This window comes from Curtobacterium oceanosedimentum, assembly GCF_040545555.1.
In the GTDB taxonomy this organism is placed as follows: domain Bacteria; phylum Actinomycetota; class Actinomycetes; order Actinomycetales; family Microbacteriaceae; genus Curtobacterium.
The window spans coordinates 116,903-141,893 of sequence record NZ_JBEPMD010000005.1 but is presented as its reverse complement, the minus strand read 5'-3'; the positions used below and the strand labels follow the sequence as shown (position 1 = coordinate 141,893).

At 72.4% G+C, this 24,991-nt stretch carries 24 protein-coding genes; 16 read left to right on the top strand and 8 right to left on the bottom strand.

The window, feature by feature from the left end; all coding sequences use genetic code 11:
- The 7 genes from ABIC52_RS07160 to ABIC52_RS07130 all read left to right on the top strand — a co-directional run bounded on the left by ABIC52_RS07160 (window position 1) and on the right by ABIC52_RS07130 (window position 5,941).
- Window positions 1–879, top strand: a complete 879-nt coding sequence (locus ABIC52_RS07160; RefSeq protein WP_354026984.1) for a DUF4097 family beta strand repeat-containing protein — start codon at window positions 1–3, stop codon at window positions 877–879.
- Entirely contained in the window at window positions 876–1,457 is a 582-nt protein-coding gene (locus ABIC52_RS07155) for a PadR family transcriptional regulator (RefSeq protein WP_354026983.1), read from the top strand. Before ABIC52_RS07160 ends, ABIC52_RS07155 begins: the two co-directional genes overlap by 4 nt.
- Window positions 1,458–1,585: 128 nt before the next feature.
- On the top strand, window positions 1,586–3,835 hold the full coding sequence (locus ABIC52_RS07150; protein WP_354026982.1) for an APC family permease: 2,250 nt from the start codon (window positions 1,586–1,588) through the stop codon (window positions 3,833–3,835).
- A 13-nt stretch (window positions 3,836–3,848) separates the two neighbouring features.
- Window positions 3,849–4,604 (top strand): hypothetical protein, encoded by a 756-nt coding sequence (locus tag ABIC52_RS07145; protein WP_126892324.1) that lies wholly within the window; start codon window positions 3,849–3,851, stop codon window positions 4,602–4,604.
- A 67-nt stretch (window positions 4,605–4,671) separates the two neighbouring features.
- The gene (locus tag ABIC52_RS07140; protein WP_126892325.1) at window positions 4,672–4,938 is read left to right on the top strand and encodes a DUF3072 domain-containing protein; all 267 of its coding nucleotides are present in this window, start codon (window positions 4,672–4,674) and stop codon (window positions 4,936–4,938) included.
- Window positions 4,939–5,109: 171 nt separating this feature from the next.
- Complete coding sequence (locus tag ABIC52_RS07135) at window positions 5,110–5,550, top strand: DoxX family protein (protein ID WP_354026981.1); 441 nt, start codon at window positions 5,110–5,112, stop codon at window positions 5,548–5,550.
- A 169-nt stretch (window positions 5,551–5,719) separates the two neighbouring features.
- On the top strand, window positions 5,720–5,941 hold the full coding sequence (locus tag ABIC52_RS07130; protein WP_058727428.1) for a DUF3073 domain-containing protein: 222 nt from the start codon (window positions 5,720–5,722) through the stop codon (window positions 5,939–5,941).
- A gap of 653 nt (window positions 5,942–6,594) precedes the next feature.
- Here the strand turns inward: ABIC52_RS07130 and purM are convergent.
- Complete coding sequence (purM, locus tag ABIC52_RS07125) at window positions 6,595–7,695, bottom strand: phosphoribosylformylglycinamidine cyclo-ligase (protein ID WP_354026980.1); 1,101 nt, start codon at window positions 7,693–7,695, stop codon at window positions 6,595–6,597.
- 71 nt (window positions 7,696–7,766) lie between these two features.
- On the opposite strand from purM, the gene purF reads away from it, so the two are divergent.
- Window positions 7,767–9,224, top strand: coding sequence for an amidophosphoribosyltransferase (gene purF, locus ABIC52_RS07120; protein WP_126890192.1), 1,458 nt, complete (start codon window positions 7,767–7,769; stop codon window positions 9,222–9,224).
- 85 nt (window positions 9,225–9,309) lie between these two features.
- Here the strand turns inward: purF and ABIC52_RS07115 are convergent, their stop codons facing one another.
- A complete protein-coding gene (locus ABIC52_RS07115; RefSeq protein ID WP_209679967.1) occupies window positions 9,310–9,738 on the bottom strand; it encodes a hypothetical protein in 429 nt (142 codons plus the stop codon).
- A 202-nt stretch (window positions 9,739–9,940) separates the two neighbouring features.
- On the opposite strand from ABIC52_RS07115, the gene ABIC52_RS07110 reads away from it, so the two are divergent.
- Entirely contained in the window at window positions 9,941–12,532 is a 2,592-nt protein-coding gene (locus ABIC52_RS07110; RefSeq protein ID WP_354026979.1) for a LuxR C-terminal-related transcriptional regulator, read from the top strand.
- 302 nt (window positions 12,533–12,834) lie between these two features.
- Here ABIC52_RS07110 and ABIC52_RS07105 read toward each other — a convergent pair whose 3' ends face one another.
- Window positions 12,835–13,197, bottom strand: coding sequence for a sterol carrier family protein (locus tag ABIC52_RS07105; protein WP_126890189.1), 363 nt, complete (start codon window positions 13,195–13,197; stop codon window positions 12,835–12,837).
- 57 nt (window positions 13,198–13,254) lie between these two features.
- On the opposite strand from ABIC52_RS07105, the gene purD reads away from it, so the two are divergent.
- Together purD and ABIC52_RS07095 are read left to right on the top strand one after the other, a co-directional pair.
- Window positions 13,255–14,523, top strand: coding sequence for a phosphoribosylamine--glycine ligase (gene purD / locus ABIC52_RS07100; protein WP_354026978.1), 1,269 nt, complete (start codon window positions 13,255–13,257; stop codon window positions 14,521–14,523).
- Window positions 14,520–15,389 carry a phosphoribosylaminoimidazolesuccinocarboxamide synthase gene (locus tag ABIC52_RS07095; RefSeq protein WP_126890187.1) on the top strand — a complete coding sequence of 290 codons (870 nt, stop codon included), beginning with the start codon at window positions 14,520–14,522 and terminating at the stop codon, window positions 15,387–15,389. The genes purD and ABIC52_RS07095 overlap by 4 nt, the downstream gene beginning before the upstream one ends.
- Window positions 15,390–15,633: 244 nt before the next feature.
- On the opposite strand, the gene ABIC52_RS07090 is transcribed toward ABIC52_RS07095, so the two are convergent.
- Window positions 15,634–16,830 (bottom strand): PP2C family protein-serine/threonine phosphatase, encoded by a 1,197-nt coding sequence (locus tag ABIC52_RS07090; protein ID WP_126890186.1) that lies wholly within the window; start codon window positions 16,828–16,830, stop codon window positions 15,634–15,636.
- Between the two features lie 145 nt (window positions 16,831–16,975).
- Here ABIC52_RS07090 and ABIC52_RS07085 point away from each other — a divergent pair, with 145 nt between their 5' ends.
- Entirely contained in the window at window positions 16,976–17,296 is a 321-nt protein-coding gene (locus ABIC52_RS07085) for a hypothetical protein (protein WP_126890185.1), read from the top strand.
- A gap of 69 nt (window positions 17,297–17,365) precedes the next feature.
- On the opposite strand, the gene lepB is transcribed toward ABIC52_RS07085, so the two are convergent.
- Together lepB and ABIC52_RS07075 are read right to left on the bottom strand one after the other, a co-directional pair.
- Window positions 17,366–17,995 (bottom strand): signal peptidase I, encoded by a 630-nt coding sequence (gene lepB / locus ABIC52_RS07080; protein ID WP_209679981.1) that lies wholly within the window; start codon window positions 17,993–17,995, stop codon window positions 17,366–17,368.
- Window positions 17,992–18,516, bottom strand: coding sequence for a hypothetical protein (locus ABIC52_RS07075; RefSeq protein WP_126890184.1), 525 nt, complete (start codon window positions 18,514–18,516; stop codon window positions 17,992–17,994). Before ABIC52_RS07075 ends, lepB begins: the two co-directional genes overlap by 4 nt.
- A 111-nt stretch (window positions 18,517–18,627) precedes the next feature.
- On the opposite strand from ABIC52_RS07075, the gene ABIC52_RS07070 reads away from it, so the two are divergent.
- The 3 genes from ABIC52_RS07070 (at window position 18,628) to ABIC52_RS07060 (ending at window position 21,033) form a co-directional block, all read left to right on the top strand.
- Window positions 18,628–19,419 carry an SDR family oxidoreductase gene (locus ABIC52_RS07070; protein ID WP_209822979.1) on the top strand — a complete coding sequence of 264 codons (792 nt, stop codon included), beginning with the start codon at window positions 18,628–18,630 and terminating at the stop codon, window positions 19,417–19,419.
- Window positions 19,420–19,461: 42 nt separating this feature from the next.
- On the top strand, window positions 19,462–20,334 hold the full coding sequence (locus ABIC52_RS07065) for a VOC family protein (protein ID WP_209822977.1): 873 nt from the start codon (window positions 19,462–19,464) through the stop codon (window positions 20,332–20,334).
- A gap of 132 nt (window positions 20,335–20,466) precedes the next feature.
- Window positions 20,467–21,033: a GNAT family N-acetyltransferase gene (locus tag ABIC52_RS07060; RefSeq protein ID WP_354026977.1), complete on the top strand. Its 567-nt coding sequence runs from the start codon at window positions 20,467–20,469 to the stop codon at window positions 21,031–21,033.
- A gap of 132 nt (window positions 21,034–21,165) precedes the next feature.
- Here ABIC52_RS07060 and ABIC52_RS07055 read toward each other — a convergent pair whose 3' ends face one another.
- Both ABIC52_RS07055 and ABIC52_RS07050 read right to left on the bottom strand, forming a co-directional pair.
- Window positions 21,166–22,692 (bottom strand): catalase, encoded by a 1,527-nt coding sequence (locus tag ABIC52_RS07055; protein WP_354026976.1) that lies wholly within the window; start codon window positions 22,690–22,692, stop codon window positions 21,166–21,168.
- Between the two features lie 113 nt (window positions 22,693–22,805).
- Complete coding sequence (locus tag ABIC52_RS07050) at window positions 22,806–23,249, bottom strand: Fur family transcriptional regulator (protein WP_354026975.1); 444 nt, start codon at window positions 23,247–23,249, stop codon at window positions 22,806–22,808.
- Between the two features lie 206 nt (window positions 23,250–23,455).
- Between ABIC52_RS07050 and ABIC52_RS07045 the strand changes: the two genes are divergently transcribed.
- Complete coding sequence (locus ABIC52_RS07045; protein ID WP_354026974.1) at window positions 23,456–24,796, top strand: acyltransferase family protein; 1,341 nt, start codon at window positions 23,456–23,458, stop codon at window positions 24,794–24,796.
- Window positions 24,797–24,991: the final 195 nt, after the last annotated feature.

Genomic DNA, 24,991 nt, shown 5'->3' with positions numbered 1-24,991 from the left:
ATGGCCCAGGAGAAGTGGCTCGTCGAGGAGCCCAAGGTGATCGACACCGGCATCGTCCGCGCCCTGCGCGTCGGTCTCGCCGGTGGGCAGGTCGACGTCGTCGCCCACGACGAACCGACCGCCCGGATCGAGGTGCACGGCGTGTCCGGCAAGCCGCTCAAGATCGAGCTGGACGGCGACACGCTCACCATCGACCACCCGCAGATCCGGTGGGACGACCCGCTCGGGTTCCTGAAGTCGTTCCGCGGACGTGCCACCGCCGACGTCAGCGTGCTGGTCCCCCGCGACGCACGGGTCACGATCGGCGTCGTCTCCGCGGGCGTGCTGCTCTCCGGCACGAACCGCGGCGCCTCCGTGAACTCCGTCTCGGGCGACGCCGTCGTCGACGGACTTGCGGGCGACCTCGCCGTGCACGCCGTCTCCGGGTCGACCACGGTGCGCGACCTCGACGGCGCACTGACCGTCCGCACCGTGTCCGGCGACGTCGTGGCGACGGGGGCGATCCCGCGCCTCACGGCCGACGGGGTCAACGCCGACGTGGTGCTCGACCTGCAGGGCACGCCCGACGCGGCGCGGATCAACACGGTGTCCGGATCGGTCAGCGTCCGACTCGAGGACGGCGTCCCCTACCGCTGCACCGTCAGCACGGCGACCGGCGGACTGCAGTTCGACGACTCCGAGATCCGCGGGGTCCGCGGCTCGTACGTCAAGCAGGGCGGCGAGCTGTCCGGGCAGTGGCTCGACCTGAAGGTCAACTCGGTCTCGGGTGACATCGCGGTCCTGCACGCGCCACCAGCGGCCGCGCCGTCCGACCCGAGCGCTCCGGCCGCACCCGCCGCTCCGACTGCTGACGACGACGAGACGGTGGTGCCCGAATGAGTCCCGTCTTCGCGCACGGCCACCTGCGCCTGTCCCTGCTGTCGATGCTCGCCGACCGTCCGATGCACGGCTACGAGCTCATCCAGGCCCTCGGCGAGCGCTTCGGCGGCGCCTACGTCCCGAGCGCCGGCACCGTGTACCCGCGGCTCGCCAAGCTCGAGTCCGAGGGGCTCGTCACGAAGACCGTCGACGGCCGCAAGACCGTCTACGCGATCACCGACGCCGGCCGCGCCGAGCTCGACGCCCGCGCCGAGGAGCTCGCCGCGGTCGAGTCCGGGGTCGCCGACTCGGTGCGGTCCCTCGCCGACGGCGTCCGCGCCTCGGTCGGCGAGGCCATGCGCTCGCTCCGTGCGGACCTCGCCGCGAGCGCCCAGGCCCCTCGAGGCCAGACCGCCGGCGAGCCCGTCGACGTCCCGACGGAGGGCGCCCGCGCCCTGCGCGAGGTGGAGATGGCGATCGCCGCGTTCCGGCAGCAGGTCCGGGCGGACCTGCGTCGCCGCGCGACGCGCGGGACGCTCACCGAGGACACGGTGACGCGTCTGCGGGACGGCCTGGAGGCCCTGCGCCGCTCCGTCTGACGGCCGCCGGCGGACGGGTGGTGGCGATCCGCGCCTCCCGTCCGCCACCCGACGGCACGCGTCCGTCGCGTGCCCTGTGGGGCCTGTCCGTTCCCACAGTGTTGACTCGCGCGCGCAACTGAGTAGGTTTGCCGCTCGTGACGAACGAGATCCGGTCGCTGAAGGCGCGACTGATCGGGGATCCCCTGCCCTCGGAGAAGCTCGAGGGACAGCTCCTCCCGAAGCACCTGGCGCTGCCGATCTTCGCGAGCGACCCGCTGTCGAGCGTGGCGTACGCGCCGCAGGAGCTCCTCATGATCCTGCTGCTGGGCGGGATGGCGTTCCTGACCTTCGCACCGTGGGTCGCGGCCATGGTGGTGCTGCTGCTCGTCGTGGTCGTCGCGTCCTACCGACAGCTCGTCAAGGCGTACCCGTCGGGCGGTGGCGACTACGAGGTCGCGCACCGGAACCTCGGCGAGAAGGCCGGTCTCGTCGTCGCGAGCGCCCTGCTCGTCGACTACGTGATGACGGTCGCCGTGTCGGTGGCGTCGGGCGTGGACAACATCATCTCGGCCCTGCCCGGCCTCGACCCGTTCCGCGTCGAGCTCGCGGTCGCCTTCGTGGTGCTGCTGGCCGGGGTGAACCTGCGCGGGGTCCGCGAGTCGAGCAAGGCGTTCGCGGTGCCGACCTACCTGTTCGTCGGCTCGGTGTTCGTCATGGTCGTGACCGGCCTGGTCCGCACCGCACTCGGCAACGCGCCCGTCGCCGAGTCCGCCGCGTACACGATCGACAACGTCGAGCACACGACCCAGGCGGCCTTCGTGCTGCTGCTCCTGCGCGCGTTCGCGTCCGGCTGCTCGGCCCTGACCGGTGTCGAGGCGATCGCGAACGGCGTGCAGGCCTTCCGCCGACCGAAGATCCGGAACGCCCAGACGACGCTGGTGCTCATGGGCTCGATCGCGATCGTGCTGTTCGTCGGGCTCATCACGCTCGCACTCGTCTCCCACGTGCACTACGCCGAGCGCGCCTGCGACCTGCAGGGCTTCACCGCGTGCGCGACCACGCCGCAGCGCTCGCTCATCGCGCAGATCGCCGCCGCGACCTTCGGGAACGGCAGCATCCTGTTCTTCGTCGTGCAGGCGACGACGGCCGCGGTGCTGCTCCTCGCCGCGAACACGGCCTTCAACGGCTTCCCGCTGCTCGGCTCGATCCTGGCGCGGGACTCGTACGCACCGAAGGCCCTGTCGACGCGTGGTGACCGGCTCATCTACTCGAACGGCGTCATCGTGCTCGCGCTCGTCGCGGTCGCGCTGCTCGTGGTCTACCGGGCGAACGTCACGAGCTTGATCCAGCTGTACATCATCGGCGTCTTCGTGTCGTTCACGCTCGGCCAGACCGGCATGGTCCGGCACTGGCTGCGGCTCCTCCGCGCGGACCGCGACGGCACCGCGGACGAGCCCGTCGACCGGGGCCAGGTCTGGCGCTCGCTGACCATCAACTCGATCGGCGCGACCTCGACCTTCGTCGTGCTCGTCATCGTCACCATCACGAAGTTCACGCACGGCGCCTGGCTCGTGTTCGTGATCATGCCGGTGCTCTTCGTGCTGATGCTCGGCGTGAACCGGTACTACCGCGACGTCTCGCACGAGGTCGAGGCGGACGTCGACACGCAGTTCGGCGCGACCGGCGACCACGCGATCGTCCTCGTCAACCGGCTCCAGAAGCCGGTGCTCAAGGCGATCGACTACGCCATCGCGGCGCAGCACGCCGGACTCGAGGCGGTGCACGTCGCGATCGACGACGCCGAGGCCCGTCGCCTGCAGGCGCAGTGGGTCGAGCACGGCATCGAGGTCCCGCTCACCGTCGTGCCGAGTCCCTACCGCGACATCTCGATGCCGCTCATCCGGTACATCAAGGCGCACCGGGCCGAGCACGGGTCCGAGGTCGTGACCGTCTACACGCCGGTCTTCGTCGTCGGTCACTGGTGGGAGACGCTGCTGCACAACCACCGCGGCCGCCGGATCCGCAAGAAGCTGCTGCTCGTGCACGGGGTGACCGTCGCCCTGGTGCCGTGGCTGCTCGACTCGTCCGAGCTGCTGTACGGCCGTCGCTCGCGGCCGCTCCCGGGCCAGGAGCGCCGCGGGGAGCCGATCCGTCCGGCGCTCCGCCGCTCGCCGCAGGGGGTGTTCCACCACGACGCGCAGGAGGACCGGCTCCTCCGGTCGGTGCAGCGGAACAGCCTGCAGCCCGTGGGACGGCCGGTGCAGCGCGAGGGCCTGCAGCCGAGGCGCGCGATGCGTCCCGCCGGCCCCGCCGAGGGCGTCGACCAGACCCAGTGCACGGGCGAGATGCGCCTCCTCGTCCCCGCACCTGCACGACGTGACGGCGACCGGTCGTAGCATCGTCCGCGACATGACGATCTCCGACCTGCGCACCTTCGCGACCTTCGACGGCCACGGCGGCAAGGTCTCGAAGCGCGTCGAGGTGCTCGACCACGAACCATCGACGGCCGGACCGTACGCCGGACTGGTCCCGGTGCGCGGCGAGCACCCGCTCGGCGCCCTCGACGAACGACCCGCCGACGACGGCGCCGACCTCGCCCGCGGAGTCGCCAGCATCGGCTGGGTGGACCCCGCGACGCTCCGAGACTGGTACCGGCCGGACAGCGTCGTCGTCACGCGGCTCGAGGCACGCCGCTCCGGGCTCGAGCCCGGGACCTACGCCGACTCGCGTGGTCGCGGTCGCGTCCGGATCGACGGCCTGGAGGCACGGCTCGCCCCCGACGGTCGGCCCGCCTTCCGCGCGCTGGCCGGCCCGGTCGACGCGCCCGTCGTCGACGTCCCCCTGCCCACCGACCAGGCGGTGCGCCTGGTCGCGGTGCGTCCGGTCGACGACGGACTCGAGGTCGTGACCACCCCGGTGTCGCCGTTCCTCTCCCCCGGTCGCCACGCCGTGTACGGCGCCGACGTGGTGGGACTCCCGCCCCGGCCGTCGACCGGGCAGGTGTCGGTGCGCGCTGCGGTGCTGCTCGACGGGTCGCTGCACGAGGTCGTCCGGATCGACGAGCAGGCCGCGACGATCTGGATCCGGCAGGGCGACACCGAGGTGCCGATCGCGGCCAGCGGCGTCGGGCCGGACCTGGTGCGCTACACGGCGACGCCGGTCTGAGCGCTCGGTCCCGTGGGGGACGTCCTCGCTGCGTGTCGGGTCCGCCGTCGCGCGTAGGTTCGGCGCCATGACCGACGCAGCAGACCACACCCCCGACGAGTCGCACCAGGGCGAGACCCTGGGCGGCGAGCGTCCCGACCCCTCGACGACCGCGAGCAAGGACCCGGAGCAGTGGGTGACCGGCGACGAGCCCATGACCGGCCCGCAGCGCAGCTACCTCGACACCCTGGCCCGTGAGGCCGGCGAGGAACTCCCCGCGGACCTCACCAAGGCTGAGGCGTCCGAGCACATCGACCGCCTGCAGCAGCAGACCGGGCGCGGCGCGGACTCCTGACACCTCGCTCCTCCCACCGACGCCGGTCCCCGCTGTGGCGGACCGGCGTCGGTCGTTCCTGAGAGCCGGTCCCCGCTTCGGTGGACCGTCTCCTGGACGACCCCTGGCAGAGTCCGGGCGGTTCGCCGAGGCCACCGGGTCGATGACACGTCACCGCATAGCGTCGGCACCATGCGAACGACATCGACCTCCATCGGACTGACCGCGCTCCGCATCGTCCTCGGCGTGGTGTTCATCGCCCACGGCGCCCAGAAGTTCGCCCAGGGCATCCCCGGCGTCGCCCAGGGCTTCGCGGGGATGGGCGTCCCGCTCGCCGAGGTCGCAGCCCCGCTCGTGGCGGGACTCGAACTCGTCGGCGGGATCCTCCTCGTGCTCGGCGTCGCCACCCGTGTCGTCGGCCTGCTGCTCGCGGTCGACATGGTCGTCGCGGGCCTGCTCGCCCACGCCACCGCGGGGTTCTTCGCCCAGGAGGGCGGCTTCGAGTACGTGCTGGTGCTCGCCGTCGCGTCCCTCGCCGTCGCGCTCACCGGACCCGGACGGTTCTCGGTCGACGCCCTCGTGCTGCGCTCCGCGCGACGGAAGCGCGGGGTCCGGGAGCCCCTCCCCGCCTGAGTGCTGATCAGGTCTTCCTCCCCGCCACGGGGGACGTCGGTGGCCAGGTGGGGAACGGGGTACATGGTAGAGTGATCGGCAGATTTCAAACCACGAACCGTTCGGTTCCCCGGGTGGCAACCACGCACCCGCCAGGACCGGACCAGAGCCGATCACGAGGGGGTCACGCATGGGGCGCGGCCGTCAGAAGGCAAAGCACACCAAGGTCGCCCGGGAGCTGAAGTACTTCAGTCCGGACACGAACTACGGTGCGCTCGAACGCGAGCTCTCCGCCGGGCAACACTCGGACGAAGACTCCTACGTCGACCGCTGGGCTGACCAGTACGGTGAGGAACCGGGCGACGACGAGGACGAGTTCGAGCCCCAGCAGGACCAGAACAAGTCCGCCTGACCCGAACCGTCGACGCCGCGCACCCTCCGGGGCCGCGCGGCGTCGTCGTGTGCGCGGGCGGCCGGTGCCGGGCTCCGGGCCCGCACTCGCCGAGCGGGCTCGTACTCGCCGAGCGGGCCTGATCCGTCACACTCGACGCTGCCCGACGACAGAACGCACCCGCTCGCCGGACCTGAGCGGCATGTCGTGCCCGCTCGGCGGCAGCCTCGTCGGCCTGTCAGCCTCCCGGTCATCCGACGCACGTCGACCGGCCGCGGACGCCTGGCAGCCGACTCGGCCCTAACGAGCGGGCCCGATCCGTCACACTCGACGCCGTCCGACGACGGAACACACCCGCTCGCCGGACCTGAGCGGCATGTCGTGCCCGTTGAGCAGGAGCGCCGACCCGACCGACGTCGAGCTGCCGACCGCGTCTGACTGGCTGCGGCCGAGGCGCCGGGCAGAGTCAGTCGACCGGGCAGGCTCAGCCGACCGGGTGCGATCAGTCGCGCTCGATGCGCCGCAGCGACCGGAACTGCTCGACCGCCGAACCTGAGCGGCGCGTCGTACCCGCTCGTGCACGCGGCCGAGGCGGGCGGGCGGGCGGGCGGGCGGGCGGCGCGTCATACCCGCTCGCGCTCGCGCCCGCGGCCGACGGGGGCGGCCGGCGCGCCTCAGCCCGCGTAGGAACCGACGAGCCGGACCGCGCCGCCGTCGACGCCCTTGGCACCCTGCTCGAACCCGTCCAACTCGCGCGCCGAGGTCGACACGGTGCCGACCGTCCACGCGGGCAGCCCGGCGGCACGCAGGTCCTCGAGCACCGCCGACGCCGAGGCCGCGTCCACGACGGCGAACATCCCGATTCCGAGGTTCCACGTGCCCTCGGTGTCCTCGACCGGCGTCCCCGCCATGTCCGCGAGCACCCGGAACACCGTCGGGGGCGTCCACGTCGAACGGTCGACCTCGACCCAGGTGCCGACGGGCAGCACGCGCGCCAGGTTCGCGGCGATGCCACCGCCCGTCACGTGGGAGAGCGAGTGGACGACACCGGGTCGGGCGTCGAGCAGGTCGAGCAGCGGCGCGGTGTACAGGCGGGTGGGCTCGAGCAGGGCCTCGCCCACGGAGACGCCCGCGCCGAACTCCGGCAGCTGGTCGGTGTAGCCGATGCCCTTGCCGGACAGGATGTGCCGCACGAGCGAGTACCCGTTCGAGTGCAGCCCGGACGACTCGATCGCGACGACGACGTCGCCGTCCTGCACCAGGTGCGCACCGAGCTGCCGGTCGGCCTCGACGACGCCGGTCGCGGCACCGGCCACGTCGTAGTCGTTCGGCCCGAGCAGCCCCGGGTGCTCGGCGGTCTCGCCGCCGACGAGCGCGGTCCCGGTCGCCGAGCAGCCGCGGGCGATGCCGGCGACGATGTCGGCGATGCGGTTCGGCACGACGCGGCCGCAGGCGATGTAGTCCGTCATGAAGAGCGGCTTCGCACCGACCACGACGATGTCGTCGACGACCATCCCGACCAGGTCCTGGCCGATGGTGTCGTGCTTGTCGATCGCCTGCGCGATGGCGACCTTCGTGCCGACGCCGTCGGTCGAGGTGGCGAGCAACGGTCGCGAGTAGTCCTTCAGGAACGAGACGTCGTAGAGCCCGGCGAAGCCACCGACGCCACCGAGCACGGAGGCGTTGTGCGTCGCCGAGACGGCGGACTTCATGAGCTCGACGGCCAGGTCACCGGCGGCGGTGTCGACGCCGGCGGCAGCGTACGGGTTCGGCATGCGTGGTCCTCCGCGGAGCATGGCAGACTTGTTCGGTACCACCCGATCCTACGGTCTGGAGCACTCCGCGAATGTGCGGCATCGTCGGCCTCGTTGCGCAGGGGCCCGTCAACCAATCCATCTACGACGCCCTGTTGCTCCTGCAGCACCGGGGCCAGGACTCGACGGGCATCGCCACGGTCGAGGGTCGCGTCCACCACATGCACAAGACCCGTGGGCACGTCCGCGAAGCATTCCGCACCCGTGACATGCGTGCCCTGCTCGGCACCATGGGCCTCGGGCACGTCCGGTACGCCACGAAGGGTGCCGCGAGCAACGAGGAAGAAGCCCAGCCGTTCTACGTGAACGCGCCCTACGGCATCGTGCTCGTCCACAACGGCAACCTCACGAACACCCGCGAGCTCACCCGCGAGCTGTTCGACATCGACCGCCGTCACCTGAACACCACGAGCGACACCGAGCTGCTGGTGAACGTCCTGGCGCACGAGCTGCAGGGCCAGGTCCGTGGCAGCGAGCTCGACGCCGGTCAGGTGTTCGACGCCGTCGAGCGTGTGCACGAGCGCGTCGAGGGCTCCTACGCGACGATCGCGACGATCGCGGGGCACGGCCTGCTGGCGTTCCGCGACCCGTACGGCATCCGACCGCTGATCCTCGGGCACAAGTTCGACGAGGCCGGGCAGCCGGAGTGGGTCGTCGCGAGCGAGTCGCTCGTGCTCGAGTCGGGCGGCTACGAGATCGTCCGGGACATCGCCCCGGGCGAGGCTGTCTTCATCGAGATGAACGGCCAGATGCACGCCCGGCAGTGCGCGAAGGACCCGCGTCTGGTGCCGTGCTCGTTCGAGTACGTCTACCTCGCACGTCCCGACTCCGTGATGAACGGCATCTCGGTGTACGACGCCCGCCTCCGCCTCGGCAACCGCCTGGCGGACACGATCGCGCAGTACGCCCCGACCGGGGACATCGACGTGGTGATGCCGATCCCGGACTCGTCGCGCCCCGCGGCCATGCAGGTCGCGCAGAAGCTCGGCATCGACTACCGCGAGGGCTTCTTCAAGAACCGCTACGTCGGCCGCACGTTCATCATGCCCGGGCAGGCCGAGCGCAAGCGTTCGGTGCGCCAGAAGCTCAACGCGATGTCGTCCGAGTTCAAGGGCAAGAACATCCTGATCGTCGACGACTCGATCGTCCGCGGCACCACGAGCCGCGAGATCGTCGAGATGGCCCGTGCCGCCGGTGCGAACGAGGTCACGTTCACGAGCGCCGCTCCCCCGGTCCGCTACCCGCACGTGTACGGCATCAACATGCCGACGCGCGCGGAGCTCATCGCGCACGACCGGAAGATCCCGGAGATCAACCGCGTGCTCGGCAGCGACCACCTCATCTACCAGGAGGTCGCGGACATGCGTGACGCGATCATCGAGGGCTCGGACGTCACCGACCTCGAGATGAGCTGCTTCACCGGCGAGTACGTCACCGGCACGGTGAGCCCGGAGTACCTGTCGTGGGTGGAGGCGAACCAGCTCAGCTGAGTCGCGTCCCGACGCGCCACGCATCGAACGGGAGGCCCGGTACCAGCTGGTACCGGGCCTCCCGTCCGTCGTGTGGTGGCGACCGTCAGCGGTCGGTGCGCTCCACGGGTCCGCTCGCGTCGCCGTGCTCCTCGACCTCGCCGTCGACGGTCTCCTCCGCCGGCTCGACCTCGACGCGCTCCGCCGTCAGGCGGGCGGCGCGGCGGGCGAACACCCGGTCGAGCACGATCGCCACGACGGCACCCACGAAGGCGCCGATCGTGACGCCCCAGAGCGAGAAGTAGCCGACCAGCGTGCCGAAGTCGGCGTCCTGCTGGTCGCCGCGGTCGATGTCCATGGTGAGCGTCACGACGAGCAGCGTCGCGAGGAAGCCGAGCACCGCGCCGCCGACGATGAACACGCCGAACTTCGGTGCGCGTCGGATGGTGACCTCGTCCGGCGAGCTGACGGCGCTCGGAGCCGGCGTCGCGGCCGGCGCTGCCGGGCGGTCTTCGGGTCGGTCGGTGTCGCTCACCAGACCATTGTCCCCCACTGTGGGAGGTGCCGCGGCCTGTTGCTCGTCGGCCGATCCAGGGCATGATGTCCCTACCGGTCGGTATCCACGGAACGCATCCCGTCGGACTCCGACCGCCCGGTCGAGGACGATGTCGGAGCCCGGGAACGGGATCCGCGAGCCGGGGGGAGCAGGCGGACGACCAGGAGCGGGAGGTGACGGGGTGCACGAGCAGTCCATCCGCGGGCGTCGCCGGACCCGCACGCCCGGACGTGTGCCGTGGCCGATCGTGCAGCGCCGCGAGGAGGACCGCGCGGTCTCCGTCGTCGCCGAGCACCGCTGGAGCGTCGCGATCGTCGGCGCACCCGGCCTCGGCAAGACCTCCACGGCCGCCCGCGTGACCGACCGGGTCGCCCGCCGCGACACCACCGGTCGCACCGTCGTGGTGCCGATCACCGCGGTCGCCGCCGGCCGGTCGATGCCGTTCGGTGCCGTCGCGGACCGGTTCGGCGAGCTGCCGGCCGCCCTCGCGGACCTGGTCGACGACGCCTCGGCCGCGCAGCGGTTGCGCGACACGCACGACCTGGCCGACCGCGACGTCGTGCTGCGCGTCGACGACGCCGACCACCTCGACGCAATCTCGGCGCGCTACGTCGCCTGGCTCGTCCGTGACCAAGGTGCGCGCCTCGTGCTGACCTGCCGCGACTTCACCGCGCTGTCGGACCCGCTCCGCGCGCTGTGGCAGGACGACCTGCTCGAGCGCATCGACCTCGCACCGCTCGACCTGCACGAGACGGGCGAGGTCGTCGCGCAGGCACTCGGCGCGCAGCTCGAGACCGCCTCGACCGAGCGCGTGCACCGGGCGACGGCCGGCAACCCGCTGTACCTGCGCGAGGTGGTCCGCGCCGCACTGACGTCCGGGGCGCTCGACCAGACCGCGACGGGCTGGTACTGGCGCGGTCGGGTGACCGCGTCGAACAGCCTGGCGGACATGTACCGCACGGAGCTCGGCGCGCTGCCCGAGGACCTCCGCGACGTCGTCGACATCGTCGCGCTCGCCGACCCGATCCCGCTCGCCCGCCTGCTCGGCCTGGTGTCCGGCGGTGACGTCGACCGGGTCGTCGCGCTCGGGCTGGTCGCCGTCGACTCCGCCGAGGACGGCACGAGCATCGTCCAGCCGTCGCACCCGCTCGTGGGCGAGGTCGTCCGTGGGCTCGTCCCGGTCGCTCGGCGCACGGCGCTGTTCGCCCGGGCCAACGCCTTCCGGACCACCCGGCCCGAGGGTGCGCCGCCCGCCGCTCGGCTCCGCGCCGCGCTCTGGTCGCTCGAGTGCGGTGTGCTCCCCCCGGTCGGCCAGCTGCTCGACGCCACGCAGGTCGCCGTCCGGCTGCAGGAGCACGAGAGCGCCGTCGCCCTGGCCTCCGCTGCACTCCGCACCGCGCTCACGGCCACCGAGCGGGTCACCGCACACTGCCTGCGGTCGATCGCGCACTCGTACAGCACCGGTCGCGAGGCCGGTCGGGTCGACGCCGAGGCCGCGTGGGACCTCGCCCGGAAGCGCGCCGGCGAGATCGACGACGCCGTCGTGGTCGAGGCGTGCGAGACGCTGGCGAACATCCGCCAGTTCCACGACGACGACGTCGACGCCGCGGTGGCGCTGACCGAGGCGCTGATGCCGCTGGTCGGACCGGAGACGACCGAGCACGTGCGGCTGCTCCGGCTCGCCCACCTGGGGTGGGGCGGTCGGTTCGCCGAGGTCCGCGAGGAGATCGAGCGGTCCCGCATCCTGCAGCAGCCGACGGTCCCGGTGTCGTTCCTCTGCATCGCGCCCTGCGTGACGATGGCCCTCGCGACCGAGGGCCGACTCGAGGAGGCCGCTGCCTTCGCCCGTCGCGCGATCGCCACGGCCGTCGAGCACGTCGAGGCCGCTCCCTGGGGTGTCGGCGAGAACGTCTCGGTGCTCCACCAGGTGCAGGTGTGGCGCGGGGACATGGCCGACCTGGTCACCGAGATCCCGGTCCGGCGAGGGAGCCCGTTCCTGAAGTACGACTTCACGCTCGAGCTCATCGGGCTCGGCAACCACGCGATCGGGCAGCGCCGGTGGGACGACGCGATCGCGGCGTTCTCCGCCGCGTGCGAGCGCTACGACGTGGCCGACCACGGCGGGTTCGCGGCGTACCCCTGGGCCCGCCTGGCCATGGCGTACGCCTACGCCGGCGACGCGGAACGTGCTGCCGAGGCCCTCGAGCGCGCCCGCACGACGCCGGGCCGCGCCATGCGGATCACCGGCGAGCAGGTCGCGGTGTCGATCGCCTGGACCGAGACCGTGCTCGGGAACCCGGCGGGGCTGCGGCACGCCGACGAGATCATCGAGCGCAGCACCCGTGACGGGTCCTGGCTGCACGTCATGTACGCGACGACGCAGTACTACACGCACGACATGACGACCGGGCGGGACGCCACCGCGTCGCTCGTCCGGATGCGCGAGGCCGCAGCCCGGGTCGACGGCCCCCTCGCCGCGGCGGTCGTCGAGTACGCGGACGCCGTCCTCGCCGACGACCGGACGCGGATCGTGGCGGCGCAGGGGGTCCTCGCGTCGCACGGGATGGCGGTGTCCGCCGGCCGGGTCCGGCCGCCGCTGACGAACCGGGAGTACGAGGTCGCGGAGCTGGCCGCGCAGGGCCTGAGCAACCGACGGATCGCGGAGACGTTGAGCCTGAGCGTCCGGACGGTCGACGCGCACATGTCGCGGATCTTCGCGAAGTGGGACGTGCACGCCCGGTCGGAGCTGGTCGAACTGCTCGGCGCCCGCTGAACGGGCCGACTCCCCGCCGCAGAACCTGACGTCCGATCAGGAAAGGTCCCCGAGGGGACCACGATCGTTGCGGTTTGCAGCACGACTCGCCGCACCGGTTGACAACGAACGCAGTATGTCGCGTACCTTTGACCCTGTCGCCGGGTTCGGACCCGTTCGGGTCGGGTCCGAATCCCGGCGACTTCTACGCTACGCGGGGGCTCCTCCCGACCACATCGGTAGGACCTACCTAAGTCAGTGAGCCAGGCTGCACCATCGCGCCGGCTCGGCCGTCGGGCCCGCAGGCGTCAGGTCCGCAGGTGTCAGGCCGCGGTCCGGACCGGCAGGAACGCCGTCAGGTCCGCGCGCGACCCGGACGCACTGACCCGCGCCGCTGCGAGGGCCTCGTCCCACCGCAGCTCCCCCTGCGCCAAGGCCAACCACGTCACGGCGTCGGTCTCCACCACGTTCGGCGGTGTCCCGCGGGTGTGCCGCGGCCCGGGCACGGCCTGCACCGCGGCGAACGGCGGGACGCGGACCTCGACGCTGTTGCCGGGGACGTCGTCGGCCAGCCGCTGCAGGGTCCAGCGCACGGCCGTCGCGACGTCCGACCGGACCGACGACCCCGCACGGACGGCCGCGAGCGCGGCGCGCCCCTCGGCGTCCTCGATCCTCCTCGGCGGCATGTCCCCAGGCTAGCCCTCGCATCGCGGGCGGCGTGTCGCGCTCGGTAGGCTTGCCGCGTGCGAATCCTCGTCCTCGGTTCCGGTGCCCGCGAGCACGCGATCATCACGGCCCTCCTCGCGGAGCAGGCCGGACACGTCATCACGGCAGCACCCGGCAACGCCGGCATCGCCGCCGACGTCGAGACCGTGTCGCTCGACCCCACGAACGGCGAACTGGTCGCCGAGTACGCGATCGAGAACGGCGTCGAGCTCGTCGTCGTCGGGCCCGAGGCACCGCTCATCGCCGGCGTCGCCGACCCCCTCCGGACGCGGGGCATCCCGGTGTTCGGGCCGAGCCGGGCCGCCGCGCAGCTCGAGGGGTCGAAGGCGTTCGCCAAGCGCATCATGTCCGAGGCCGGGGTCCCGACCGGGCGCCCGGTCTCCGCCGGCACCGTGGACGAAGCAATCGCCGCGATCGACGAGCTCGGCGCTCCGCACGTGGTCAAGGCCGACGGGCTCGCCGCGGGCAAGGGCGTCCTGGTGACGGAGGACCGCCAGGCGGCGATCGACCACGCCACCTACTGGCTGCAGCACGGCCGCGTCGTGGTCGAGGAGTTCCTCGACGGCGAAGAGGTCTCGCTGTTCTTCCTGAGCGACGGCCACGACGTCCGTGCACTCAGCCCCGCGCAGGACCACAAGCGTCTGGGCGACGGCGACACGGGGCCGAACACCGGTGGCATGGGTGCCTACTCCCCGCTGCCGTGGCTCGCCGACCGGTGGGAGTCCGAGCAGGCCTTCGTCGCCGAGGTCACCGAGCTCGTCGCGCTCCCCACCATCCGTCGGCTCGAGCACGAGGGCACGCCCTTCATCGGCCTGCTCTACTGCGGGCTCATCGTGACCGAGCAGGGCGTGCGCGTGATCGAGTTCAACGCTCGCTTCGGCGACCCGGAGACCCAGGTGGTGCTCCCCCGGCTGACCACGCCGCTCAGCGCCCTGCTCACGGCAGCGGCGACCGGCCAGCTCGCGTCGGCGCCGCAGCCGACGTTCAGCGACGACGTCGCGGTGACGGTGGTGCTCGCGAGCGAGGGCTACCCAGAGAACCCGCACACCGGTCGGGTCATCACCGGCATCGATTCCGCCGCAGCGCGCGAGGGCGTGTCCGTGGCGCATGCGGCGACCGCCGTGCTCGACGACGACCTGGTCGCGACCGGCGGCCGCGTGCTGAGCGTCGTCGCGACCGGCGCCGACTTCGCCCAGGCCCGCGAGCGCGCCTACGCCGGGGTCGGCGACATCGCGCTCGAGGGCGCGCAGTACCGCACCGACATCGCCGCGAAGGTCGCCCGGTGACCGCCGCACCGGAGCTGCCCGGCTGGCGGCACGTCTCGTCGGGCAAGGTCCGCGAGCTCTACGTGCCGGCCGGTGTCGACGACGTCGCGAGCGCGTCCGAGCTGCTGCTCGTCGCCTCCGACCGGGTCAGCGCCTACGACTTCGCGCTCGAGCCCCCGATCCCGGGCAAGGGTGAGCTCCTGACGCGGCTGTCGCGGTTCTGGTTCGACCGGATCGCCGACGTCCCGAACCACCTGGTGGCGCCGGGCACGGGCGGCACCGCGGTCCCCGACTCCGTGGCCGCCCGGTCCATGCACGTGCTCCCGCTCGACATGTTCCCGGTCGAGTGCGTCGTCCGGGGGTACCTGGTCGGCAGCGGTTGGGCGGAGTACCGCGAGACGCAGAGCGTGTGCGGCGTCCCCCTGCCCGCCGGGCTCTCCGAGGGCGACCGGCTGCCCGAGCCGATCTACACGCCGGCGTACAAGGCGCCGCAGGGCGAGCACGACGAGAACATCTCCTTCGAGCAGACCGTCGAGCTCGTCGGGCGCGAGGACGCCGAGGCCCTCCGCGAGCTCTCGCTGCGCGTCTACGGCGAGGCAGCGGTGATCGCCCGGGAGCACGACGTCGTCATCGCCGACACCAAGTTCGAGTTCGGACGCGATGCGGACGGCACGATCCGGATCGCGGACGAGGTCCTGACCAGCGACTCGAGTCGCTACTGGGACGCCCGTTCCGGCAACCGCACGGACTCGTTCGACAAGCAGATCGTGCGCGACTGGCTCAGCGCGAACTGGGACCGCCAGGGCACGCCACCGGTGTTGCCGCAGGAGATCGTCGACCGCACGGCGGCGCGCTACGCGGAGCTCATCGAGCGCCTCGGCGCCTGACCGCGACGTCGGCAGACCTCGCCGGTCGGACGGATCGCGGATCGGCGTGTGCTCGGCCGGGCCGTGCGATCACCGGTCGCACCCCGGTACGGACGTCGCATCCCGTCACGTCGGGGTGCGACGTCCGCAGCGGGGCGCGACGCGACCATCTGACGGTCGGGAGGCGCGTGGCGGGGCCGCCCTGCGCCTCCCGTCCGTCGGCCCGTTCCGTCCGTTCGCGTGGCGGGGCCGTCAGCCTCGCGCGTCAGTCGCGGACGAGCACCACGACCGTCAGGTCGTCACCGGGGTCGTGCTCGAGCGCCCGGGCGCGCACCCGGGCGAGGAACGCGTCGATGTCGGGCTCCTCGCGCCACAGGGCCCCGAGCCGCGAGAGCGACGTCAGGGTCGAGTCCCAGAGCTCGAGCGCTCCGTCGCTGACGATCACGAGCACGTCGCCGGGCTCGAGCTCGAGCGACCCGGAGGACCGAGCGAAGCCCGCGGGGTGCAGGCCGATCGGCAGGTCGTTCGACAGGAGCGTCCGCTCGCGGCCGTCGGCGCGCATCTGCAGCACGAGCCCGTGGCCGGCGTCGACGAAGTCCATGCGGCCGCTGGCTGCGTCGAGCCGACCGTGGAACATCGTCGAGAACGACTCGGCGCGGCCGAGGTCCGGCCCCACCTGCTCGTCGAGCGCGGCGACGACGCGCTCCGGGTCCTCCGCCGGCCGGGCGAGCAGGGCACCGCGGATCGTCGCGGCCAGCAGCCCGGCGGACATCCCCTTGCCCATCACGTCGGCGACGGTCAGGTGCAGGGCGTCGCCGACCAGGTGCCACTCGTGCAGGTCACCGGAGACCACCCCGTGCGGGACGGACATACCGCCGATCCGGTAGCCGGGCACGGTCACCGGCGTCGGCTGCAACCCGGCGAGGACGCCGCGGAGCCGGTCCTCGTCGGCGCCGGTGGCGAGTTCGCGCTCCGCCCAGACGCCGAGTTCCTCGAGCAGCGCCAGGTCGTCGGCCTCGAGCGTGCGGGGCTGCGGGTCGACGAGGCAGAGCGTGCCGACCTTGACGGCGTCGTCGCCGACGCGGAGCGGGACGCCCGCGTAGAAGCGGACGTTCGGGTCCTCGACCACCATCGGCATGTCCGCGTACCGGTCGTCGGCGCGGGCGTCCGGGACGACCACCGGTCCGGCCTGGTCGAGCGTGCGACCGCAGAAGGTGTCCTGCAGCGGGATGGTCGGGCCGAACACGGCGTCGCTCTGCTGCGACTTGATGGTGAGGACGTCGGTGCCCGCGAGGTTGAGGAAGGAGCCCGAGACGCCGAACGCCTCGCGGGCGATGCGGGTGATGCGCTCGAAGCGTTCCTCGGGCCCGCTGTCGACGACGTCGAGCGCGGCGACGAGGGCAGCGCGGCGCACGGCGTCTGGTGCTGATCCGGTGGAGGTCGGTGAGGTCCCCTGGTGCATGCCGTCCACGGTACTGGTCCCACCCGGCAGCGCCCCTCCCCAGAACGGTGGACCCGGAGAGTGGAACCAGGACGGCGGACGCGGGACGGTGGGCCCGGGGCGACCGTGTCGGGTGGCCTCGCCGGACGCGCGTACCCTCGGCACGGTGATCCGTCGTGTCCCGCTCGTGCTCGCCCTCGGCGCCGCTGCCGCACTCTCGCTGACGGGCTGCGGCGCCCACGACTCGACCGGGCAGATCTCGGTGACCGTGTCGTCGAACGCGGGCGAGCGCCCGTACGAGGTGGAGGTCTTCGCCTCGACCGGCAAGCTGTCCGAGCACCAGCGGGTGTTCCCCGGGGGCACCGCGGACTTCGCCGGCGTCCCGCTCGGCGACGTCACCGTGCGTGCGGGGAACCTGTGCCCGGTCCGGACGACTGTGTCGAACGACGACGTGGCGCGGGTGACGCTCACCACGACCGGCTGCTGACCGGACGCGACCCACCCGGTCACCGCGGTCGGGCACCCTCACCCGGTCACCGCGGGTAGGCCCACCCCGTCACCGCGGGTCGGGCACCGCGTCCCACTCGTCGCCGTACCGCCCGAGCACACCCCACCGCGTGACCGGCCACGTCACGACGAACGCCCGCCCGACGACGTCCGCCGTCGGCACGGTCCCGTGGATGCGCGAGTCGGCGGACTCGTACCGGTTGTCGCCCATCACCCAGACGTGACCGGCCGGCACGGTGACGTCGAAGTCCTCCGCCGACACGCGGGTCACGTCGGCTGGCCGCACCACGTAGGGCTCGTCCACCGCGTGCCCGTTCACCGAGAGACGCCCCTGCGCGTCGCAGCACGACACCGTGTCCCCGGGCAGCCCGATCACCCGCTTGATGAGGTCGTCGCCCTGCTCGCTGGTCAACCACCCGCCCGGGTCGCGGAACACCACGACGTCCCCCCGCCGGAGCGGCACGGCGCCCGGCACGAGCTCGTTCACCAGCACGTTGTCCCCGATGAGCAGCGTCCGCTCCATCGACCCGGAGGGGATCGAGAACGCCCGCACCAGGTAGGCCTTCACCAGGAACGACGCCAGCAGCGCCACGACCACGATGATCGCCAGGTCGCGCAGGAACCGCCACCCAGACCGTGCAGGCCGTTCGGCGCGGGACTCGTCGGTCTGCTCGCTCAATGCGTCAACACCACCTTCACCAGGCCGATCACGAAGGCCAGGGCGGCCAGGACGATGCCGCCCCAGAGCCCGAGGAACGTCGGACGCCGCCCGCTGAACCGCTGCAGGAACACCCCGACCATCCCGATGCGGACGACGAGGATGACGATCGCCGCCGTCTGCGCCCACTGCGTCGGCAACCAGCCCGCCCACGCCACGGCGTAGAGCACCGCGGGGATCAGACCGGAGGTCGCGATCGGGTTCGCGTCGCGCAGGATCGCCCCGATCGTCTCCCGGTGCTCGGCGTCGTCCCCCGTGTCACCGATGGTGTGCGCGACGAGGTGCGACAGGACGTGCGCCAGGTACGTCAGCACCGCCGTCGCGAGCACCGTCAGCACCGCCGCCCCGTGCTCGATCTGCTCCGGTCCCACCGCGATCGCGACGGCGAGCACGGTGATGTTGCCGTAGATGTACGACGACATGCGGTCGCGCAGGCGGTCGACGGGGAACGTCGCCGGGTCGGGTCGGCGGGAGGGCGGCATCCTCCCATCCTGGCCCTGCGCCGCCGTGCCGCGCCGTCAGGACACCGGGTGCGGTGCCATCCTGGTCCGGGGCGGCGCGCCGGTGCATCGTCCAGACGGGAGGCACGACCCATGACCCACGGACCGCTCACCAGCAGACCGCTCGCCCTGGTGACCGGCGTCGGTCGCCGTGCCGGGATCGGTGCCGCGATCGCCGCACGGCTCGCCGCTGACGGTTGGGACCTCGCGATCTCCTGGTGGGGACCGTACGACGAGCGCGTGCACGGCGGGGCCGACCCGGACGGGGTGGACGCGGTCATCGCGGAGGCCGAACGTGCGGGGGCACGGGTGACGCGCCTCCCGGTCGACCTGGCCGACCCGGAGCAGGCGGCCGCGCTCGTCGGCCGCGCCGAGGCGGAGGCGGGCGTCCCCGTGACCGCCGTCGTGATGTCGCACTGCGAGTCGGTCGACTCGGACTTCGCCACCACGACCGTCGAGTCCTTCGACCGGCACCTCGCGGTGAACGTCCGCGCGCCGTTCCTCGTCGTGCAGGCGTACGCGCGGCGCCTCCGCGAGGGTGCTGCCGCGCCGGAGGACCGTCGGCGGATCGTGGCGCTCACGAGCGACCACGTGGGGTTCAACCTGCCGTACGGCACGAGCAAGGGCGCCCTCGACCGGCTGATCGTCGGGGCAGCCATCGAGCTCGGCGACGTCCGGGTCAGCGCGAACCTCGTCAACCCGGGCCCGAACGACACGGGCTGGATGACCGAGGAGATCCGCGAGGCCGCGGTCGCCCAGACCCCGCTCGGACGGCCGTCGATGCCGACCGACACGGCTGCGCTCGTCGGCTTCCTGCTCGGGCCGGACGGCGGGTGGGTGAACGGGCAGCTGCTGAAGACGGACGGCGGGTTCAGCGCGAAGTGACGTTTGGTTGACGCGTCAACCATTCCGGCGCACACTGGGGGCATGCACACGCAGGACCTGCTCGCAGCCGACACCGGGATGGGCGCCGTCACGCTCCGGGTCGCCGATCTCGACACGATGGTCGCCTACTACCGCGACGGCGTCGGTCTGGCGGTGCTGACGAACACGGGCGGCACCGCGGTGCTCGGCCGCGGGACGACCCCGATCGTCGTCCTCGAGCACGCCCCCGCGATGCGGCACGCCGCGCCGCACGAGGCCGGGCTCTTCCACACCGCGATCCTGTTCGACACGCAGGCCGACCTGGCGGCGGCGCTGTACTCCGTCGCGACGAAGTACCCGCAGACGTTCACGGGCAGCGCGGACCACCTCGTGAGCAACGCCTTCTACTTCCAGGACCCGGAGGGCAACGGCGTCGAGCTGTACTGGGACCGCGACCGCACCGAGTGGTCGTGGACCCACGGCATGGTCGACATGGCGACGATCTACGTCGACCCGAACGCCTTCGTGCAGGAACACCTGACCTCCTCGGCGCTCGAGTCGGCCAGCACGCGCCCCGGCCGTGTCGGGCACGTGCACCTGTCCGTCGGCGACGTCGCGACCGCGAAGGCGTTCTACGTCGACCGGCTCGGCTTCGCGACGACCGCGGCGATGGGCGACCAGGCGCTGTTCGTCAGCGCGGGCGGGTACCACCACCACATGGCGATGAACACGTGGAACTCTCGCGGAGCCGGGCGACGGCAGCAGGCCCTCGGGCTCGGGCTCGTGCGGATCGAGGTGCCGGGGACGGACGACCTCGGCGCGCTCGTGGCGCGGATGCACGACACCGGGGTGCAGACCGCCGACGACGGCCGGACCGTGGCGTTCGAGGACCCATGGGCGAACCGCATCGAGGTGACGGCGCCCGGTCGCGGCTGAGCGGGCCGCTGTCGCTGTCGCGAGACTCGGGCTGAGCGACACTTCTCGGGCTCGGTGGCACGAGGACGGTCGCTGCGCGCGAGACTCGGCCTGCCCTGTCGCACGCGCAGGCGGACCCGGCAGGATGGGACCGTGAGCGAAGACATCCGGTGGGAGGTGGTCGAGGAGAGCGCCCTGACGCTCCCCGACCACGAGGCGATCGCAGCGATGCTCGGGCAGGCGTTCCCGAGCTGGTCGCACTGGTACGTGGGCGGCCGTGACTACGCCGGCATGCAGCCCGAGCGCCGGGTGGTCGGCTGGGGTGCGGACGGCGCGGTCCTCGCACACGTCGGGATCCGCCGCATGTTCGTCACGGTCGGCGGGCAGGACGTCCTGGTCGGCGACACCGGCATCGTCGCCGTCTCGCCGAAGCTGCAGGGCACCGGCGTCGGCCGGGAGCTCCTCGTCCGCACCCGCGCGGTCCTCGAGGGACTCCGCGTGCCCTACGGATTCCTCGGTGCCGGCGAGGACCGCATCCCCTTCTACGCGCACATGGGCTGGCACGAGGTCGACGGGGCCGTCGGCACGTTCTCGGCCTTCACGGCCGACGGTGTCGGCGTCAACGAGACCGAGCAGGGCGGCTGGATGGTCCTGCCGGTCGAGGCGCAGCTCGAGGACTGGCCGACCGGCGAGATCATGCTCAACGGCCAACAGGTCTAGACGAGAGGACCGGGCCCCGCCACCAGCCGGGCGAGACCAGGCGCAACGGCCAACAGGTCTAGGAAGCAGTGAATGACGGACGGGAGGCCCGGTACCAGCTGGTACCGGGCCTCCCGTCCGTCGTGTGGCTGACTACGCCTCGACCGCGACCTTCTCCGGGTCCTCGTTCGAACCGGGCGCGCTCGGCGCGACCGCGGCGCGCACGCGCGCACCCAGGTCGGCGTCGACGCTCGTCCAGTAGGCGAACACGCGCTCGCGCAGGTCGTCGCGCGTCACCTTCGAGACGTGCCCGGCGATGTTGCCGACCAGGCGCTCACGAGCAGCGTCGTCGAGGACCTCGCGGTAGAGCGTGCCCGCCTGGCCGAAGTCGTCGTCCTCCGGGTGCAGCGTCGCAGCGGAGCGCTGCAGCGCGCCGTCGGACTCCCAGCCCGGGACGTCGTCCGTGGCGGTCGGGTCGGCGTGCGCGCCACCCTGGGTGTTCGGCGCGTACACCGGCACCTCGGCCTTCTGGAAGTCGAAGCGCATGGCGCCGTCCTTCGAGTACGAGTGGACCTCGTTCTTCGGGGCGTTCACCGGCAGCTGCGCGTGGTTCGTGCCGACGCGGTAGCGCTGCGCGTCCGCGTAGCTGAAGATGCGCGCGAGGAGCATCTTGTCCGGGCTCGCCGCGATGCCGGGCACGAAGTTCGACGGCGCGAACGCGGCCTGCTCGATCTGCGCGAAGTAGTTCTCCGGGTTGCGGTTGAGCTCCATCGTGCCGACCTCGATGAGCGGGTAGTCCGCGTGCGGCCACACCTTCGTCAGGTCGAACGGGTTGAAGCGGTAGCCCTCGGCGTCCGCGTAGGGCATGACCTGCACCTTGAGGACCCACTTCGGGAAGTCACGGCGCTCGATGGCCTCGTAGAGGTCGCGGATGTGGAAGTCGGCGTCCTCACCGGCGATGCGGTCGGCGTCCTCCTGCGTCAGGGTCTTGTGGCCCTGCTGCGTCTCGAAGTGGTACTTCACCCAGAAGCGCTCGCCCTCGGCGTTGATCCACTGGTAGGTGTGCGAGCTGAAGCCGTCCATGTGGCGCCAGCTCGACGGGAGGCCCCGGTCACCCATGAGCCACGTCACCTGGTGCGCCGACTCCGGGGACAGGGTCCAGAAGTCCCACTGCATGTCGTGGTTCCGGAGGTGGCTGCCCGGGAGGCGCTTCTGCGAGCGGATGAAGTCCGGGAACTTGATGCCGTCGCGGATGAAGAACACCGGGGTGTTGTTGCCGACGAGGTCGTAGTTGCCCTCTTCGGTGTAGAACTTCAGCGCGAAGCCGCGGGGGTCGCGCCAGGTGTCCGGGGAGCCCTGCTCTCCGGCGACGCTCGAGAAGCGGGCGAGCATCTCGGTCTGCTTACCCGGCTGCAGGAACTTGGCACGGGTGTACTGCGACACGTCGTGCGTGACGGTGAAGGTACCGAACGCACCGCCGCCCTTGGCGTGGACGACCCGCTCCGGGACGCGCTCGCGGTTGAACTGGGCGAGCTTCTCGACCAGGTAGTGGTCGTGCAGGGCTAGGGGGCCGTCGGCGCCGACACCCATCGAGTGCTGGTCGCTCGAGACGGGGGCGCCGGAGTTGGTCGTCGTGGTGGGGGTGCCGGCGGGGCCGGTGGGCGTGTTCTGGTCGGACACGGTTCCTCCTCAGGTGGAACGGTTGGTTCGGTCAGGGTGGTTCGGGTTGCTCGTGGGGCGCGTCGGGTGGTCGTGGCGCGCGGGGTCGTCGGGTCCGCAGGGGCCCGTCGAGGTCAGGCGGTGACGGCCTCGGCGTCGTCGCGTTCCGCTGCTGCGCAACGCTCGCAGATGCCCCAGTAGGTGACCTCGGCGGTGGTGACCGCGAAGCCGTGGGTCTCCGACGGGGTGAGGCACGGGGCGTGGCCGACCGCGCAGTCGACGTCCTCGACCGCGCCGCACATGGTGCAGACGATGTGGTGGTGGTTGTCCCCGGTGCGCCGTTCGTACCGGGCAGGGCTGCCGGCGGGCTCGATGCGGCGGACGAGTCCGACTCCGGCCAGGGCACCCAGGACTCCGTAGACGGCCTGGTGGCTCGTCGTCGGGAGCTCGGTCGAGACCGCGGTGAGGATGTCGTCCGCGGTGGCGTGCGGCATCGCCCCGGAGGCACGCAGGACCGCCAGCCGCGGCGTCGTCACCCGCAGGCCGGCGGCCCGGAGCAGGTCGGCGTCGGCGTCCATCGGTTTCTTTCTCTTGCATCGGTCAAGACAAGCTCCACCGTACACGGTCGTCGGGTCGGAGCCCAGGGCGGCGGCGGACTGCGCGTGTCGGAGCGCCGTGGCTCCGTCCGCTGGTGCATTCCGCTGGCGGCATGCGATGTGTCACGATCCGGTCGCGATCCGCTGGGACGACGCTGATCCCCGCGGTCCGGCGCTAGCGTCACGGCATGTCCACGAAGCAGGGGCCTTCGTCGCGGATGAATTCCGTGCCGGCCGACAGCGCTCAGGACGTCCGGGGGATCATCGCGCAGCGGGACCTGGTCGTCGACCTCATCCGGACGGCTTGCGTCGTCCTCGTCGTCGTCGTGCACGTCACGATGGTCGGTGTGGCGGTGTCACCCGACGGCATCGGCGTCACGAGCCCCCTGCAGGACGCGGCCTGGTACGTCCCCGCGACGTGGGTGGGTCAGGTCATGCCGCTGTTCTTCGCCGTCGGTGGCTTCGCGAGCGCGGTCGGCTGGCGCAGCACACTCGCCCGGGGCGGGGGCGCGCGCGACTTCGTGGCGACCCGGCTCGTGCGGCTCTTCCGCCCGGCGGTCCCGCTGTTCGCCGTGCTCGCGGTCGGTCTCGGGATCGCGACCGCACTCGGCACCCCGGCCGAGCTGCTCGCCGAGGTCGCCGTCGGCATCGGCTCACCGCTCTGGTTCCTCGCCGCGTACGGCATCACGCAGTGCTGCGTGCCGGTGATGGCACGCCTGCACGAACGGGCACCGTTCCGCACGCTCGGCGTCCTGCTGCTCCTCGCAGCGGCAGTCAATGCGCTCCGGTTCGCGACGGGGACCGCCGAGGTCGGGCTCCTCAACCTCGGCCCGGTGTGGCTGTTCGCGCAGCAGCTGGGGTTCCTCTGGGCCGACGGCTGGTTCGCCCGTCGCTCGAGGGTGCTGCTGGCGGCGGTCGCCCTCGCCGGGTACGCCCTCCTCGTCCCCCTGACGTCGGTCGGGCTCTGGGCACCGGACATGCTGCAGGACCTCAACCCGCCGATGCTCCCGTTGGCGCTGCTCGCGGTCTCGCAGGTCTGCCTCGTGCAGCTCGTGCACCGACCACTCACCCGGCTGATGCAGACCCGACCGGCGCAGGCGGCGGTGTTCGTGCTCGGCCGGGACGGCATGACGGTCTACCTCTGGCACCTGCCGCTGTACATCGCGCTGAACGGGGTCGCGCTGGTGCTCGCGGTGCCGTTCCCCGAGCCCGGTTCGGTGTCCTGGTGGGCGACGCGGCCGATCGCGCTCGTCGTCGTGCTGGCCGCGGCGATCGGTGTGGCCAGGGCACTGCGCCGGTGGGATCGTCCGCTCCCCCGACTGTCGGACGGGACCGACCGGCCGGGGTGGCCCGTCGTGGCCGCTGCCGCCGTCTGCACGATCGGCCCGGCGTTCGTCGTGATGCAGTGGCACCTGTCGTTCGGCGTCGCGGTCCTCGGTGCGGTCGCCGTGCCGATCGGCGTGTGGCTGCTCGGACGGACCAGGCCTGACGGGGGCGCTCCGGCAGCCGGGCGGACCGCCCACAGCTGAGTCGATCCTCACCGCTGTCGCCCGCCAACGCGGTCGTCGCGGGGGCCGAGGGGCGGAGGATGACGGTGCCGGCCCGCCCCGCGTTCCCGGCCCGTCCGGCTCGCCCTGCGCGTCCGGCCCGTCCCGCTCGCGACCAGGAGGCACCCCACGCCCGAACCCGCCGAGTTCTGGAGCACCTGGCAGGTCGACCCCCTG

Bases quoted from the DNA above. Each gene is read 5' to 3' on its own strand.
- ABIC52_RS07160 (WP_354026984.1), top strand. From the start codon at position 1: ATGGCCCAGGAGAAGTGGCTCGTCGAGGAGCCCAAGGTGATCGACACC.
- ABIC52_RS07155 (WP_354026983.1), top strand. From the start codon at position 876: ATGAGTCCCGTCTTCGCGCACGGCCACCTGCGCCTGTCCCTGCTGTCG.
- ABIC52_RS07145 (WP_126892324.1), top strand. From the start codon at position 3,849: ATGACGATCTCCGACCTGCGCACCTTCGCGACCTTCGACGGCCACGGC.
- ABIC52_RS07140 (WP_126892325.1), top strand. From the start codon at position 4,672: ATGACCGACGCAGCAGACCACACCCCCGACGAGTCGCACCAGGGCGAG.
- ABIC52_RS07135 (WP_354026981.1), top strand. From the start codon at position 5,110: ATGCGAACGACATCGACCTCCATCGGACTGACCGCGCTCCGCATCGTC.
- ABIC52_RS07130 (WP_058727428.1), top strand. From the start codon at position 5,720: ATGGGGCGCGGCCGTCAGAAGGCAAAGCACACCAAGGTCGCCCGGGAG.
- purM (WP_354026980.1), bottom strand. From the start codon at position 7,695: ATGCCGAACCCGTACGCTGCCGCCGGCGTCGACACCGCCGCCGGTGAC.
- purF (WP_126890192.1), top strand. From the start codon at position 7,767: ATGTGCGGCATCGTCGGCCTCGTTGCGCAGGGGCCCGTCAACCAATCC.
- ABIC52_RS07105 (WP_126890189.1), bottom strand. From the start codon at position 13,197: ATGCCGCCGAGGAGGATCGAGGACGCCGAGGGGCGCGCCGCGCTCGCG.
- ABIC52_RS07090 (WP_126890186.1), bottom strand. From the start codon at position 16,830: ATGCACCAGGGGACCTCACCGACCTCCACCGGATCAGCACCAGACGCC.
- ABIC52_RS07075 (WP_126890184.1), bottom strand. From the start codon at position 18,516: ATGCCGCCCTCCCGCCGACCCGACCCGGCGACGTTCCCCGTCGACCGC.
- ABIC52_RS07070 (WP_209822979.1), top strand. From the start codon at position 18,628: ATGACCCACGGACCGCTCACCAGCAGACCGCTCGCCCTGGTGACCGGC.
- ABIC52_RS07065 (WP_209822977.1), top strand. From the start codon at position 19,462: ATGCACACGCAGGACCTGCTCGCAGCCGACACCGGGATGGGCGCCGTC.
- ABIC52_RS07050 (WP_354026975.1), bottom strand. From the start codon at position 23,249: ATGGACGCCGACGCCGACCTGCTCCGGGCCGCCGGCCTGCGGGTGACG.
- ABIC52_RS07045 (WP_354026974.1), top strand. From the start codon at position 23,456: ATGTCCACGAAGCAGGGGCCTTCGTCGCGGATGAATTCCGTGCCGGCC.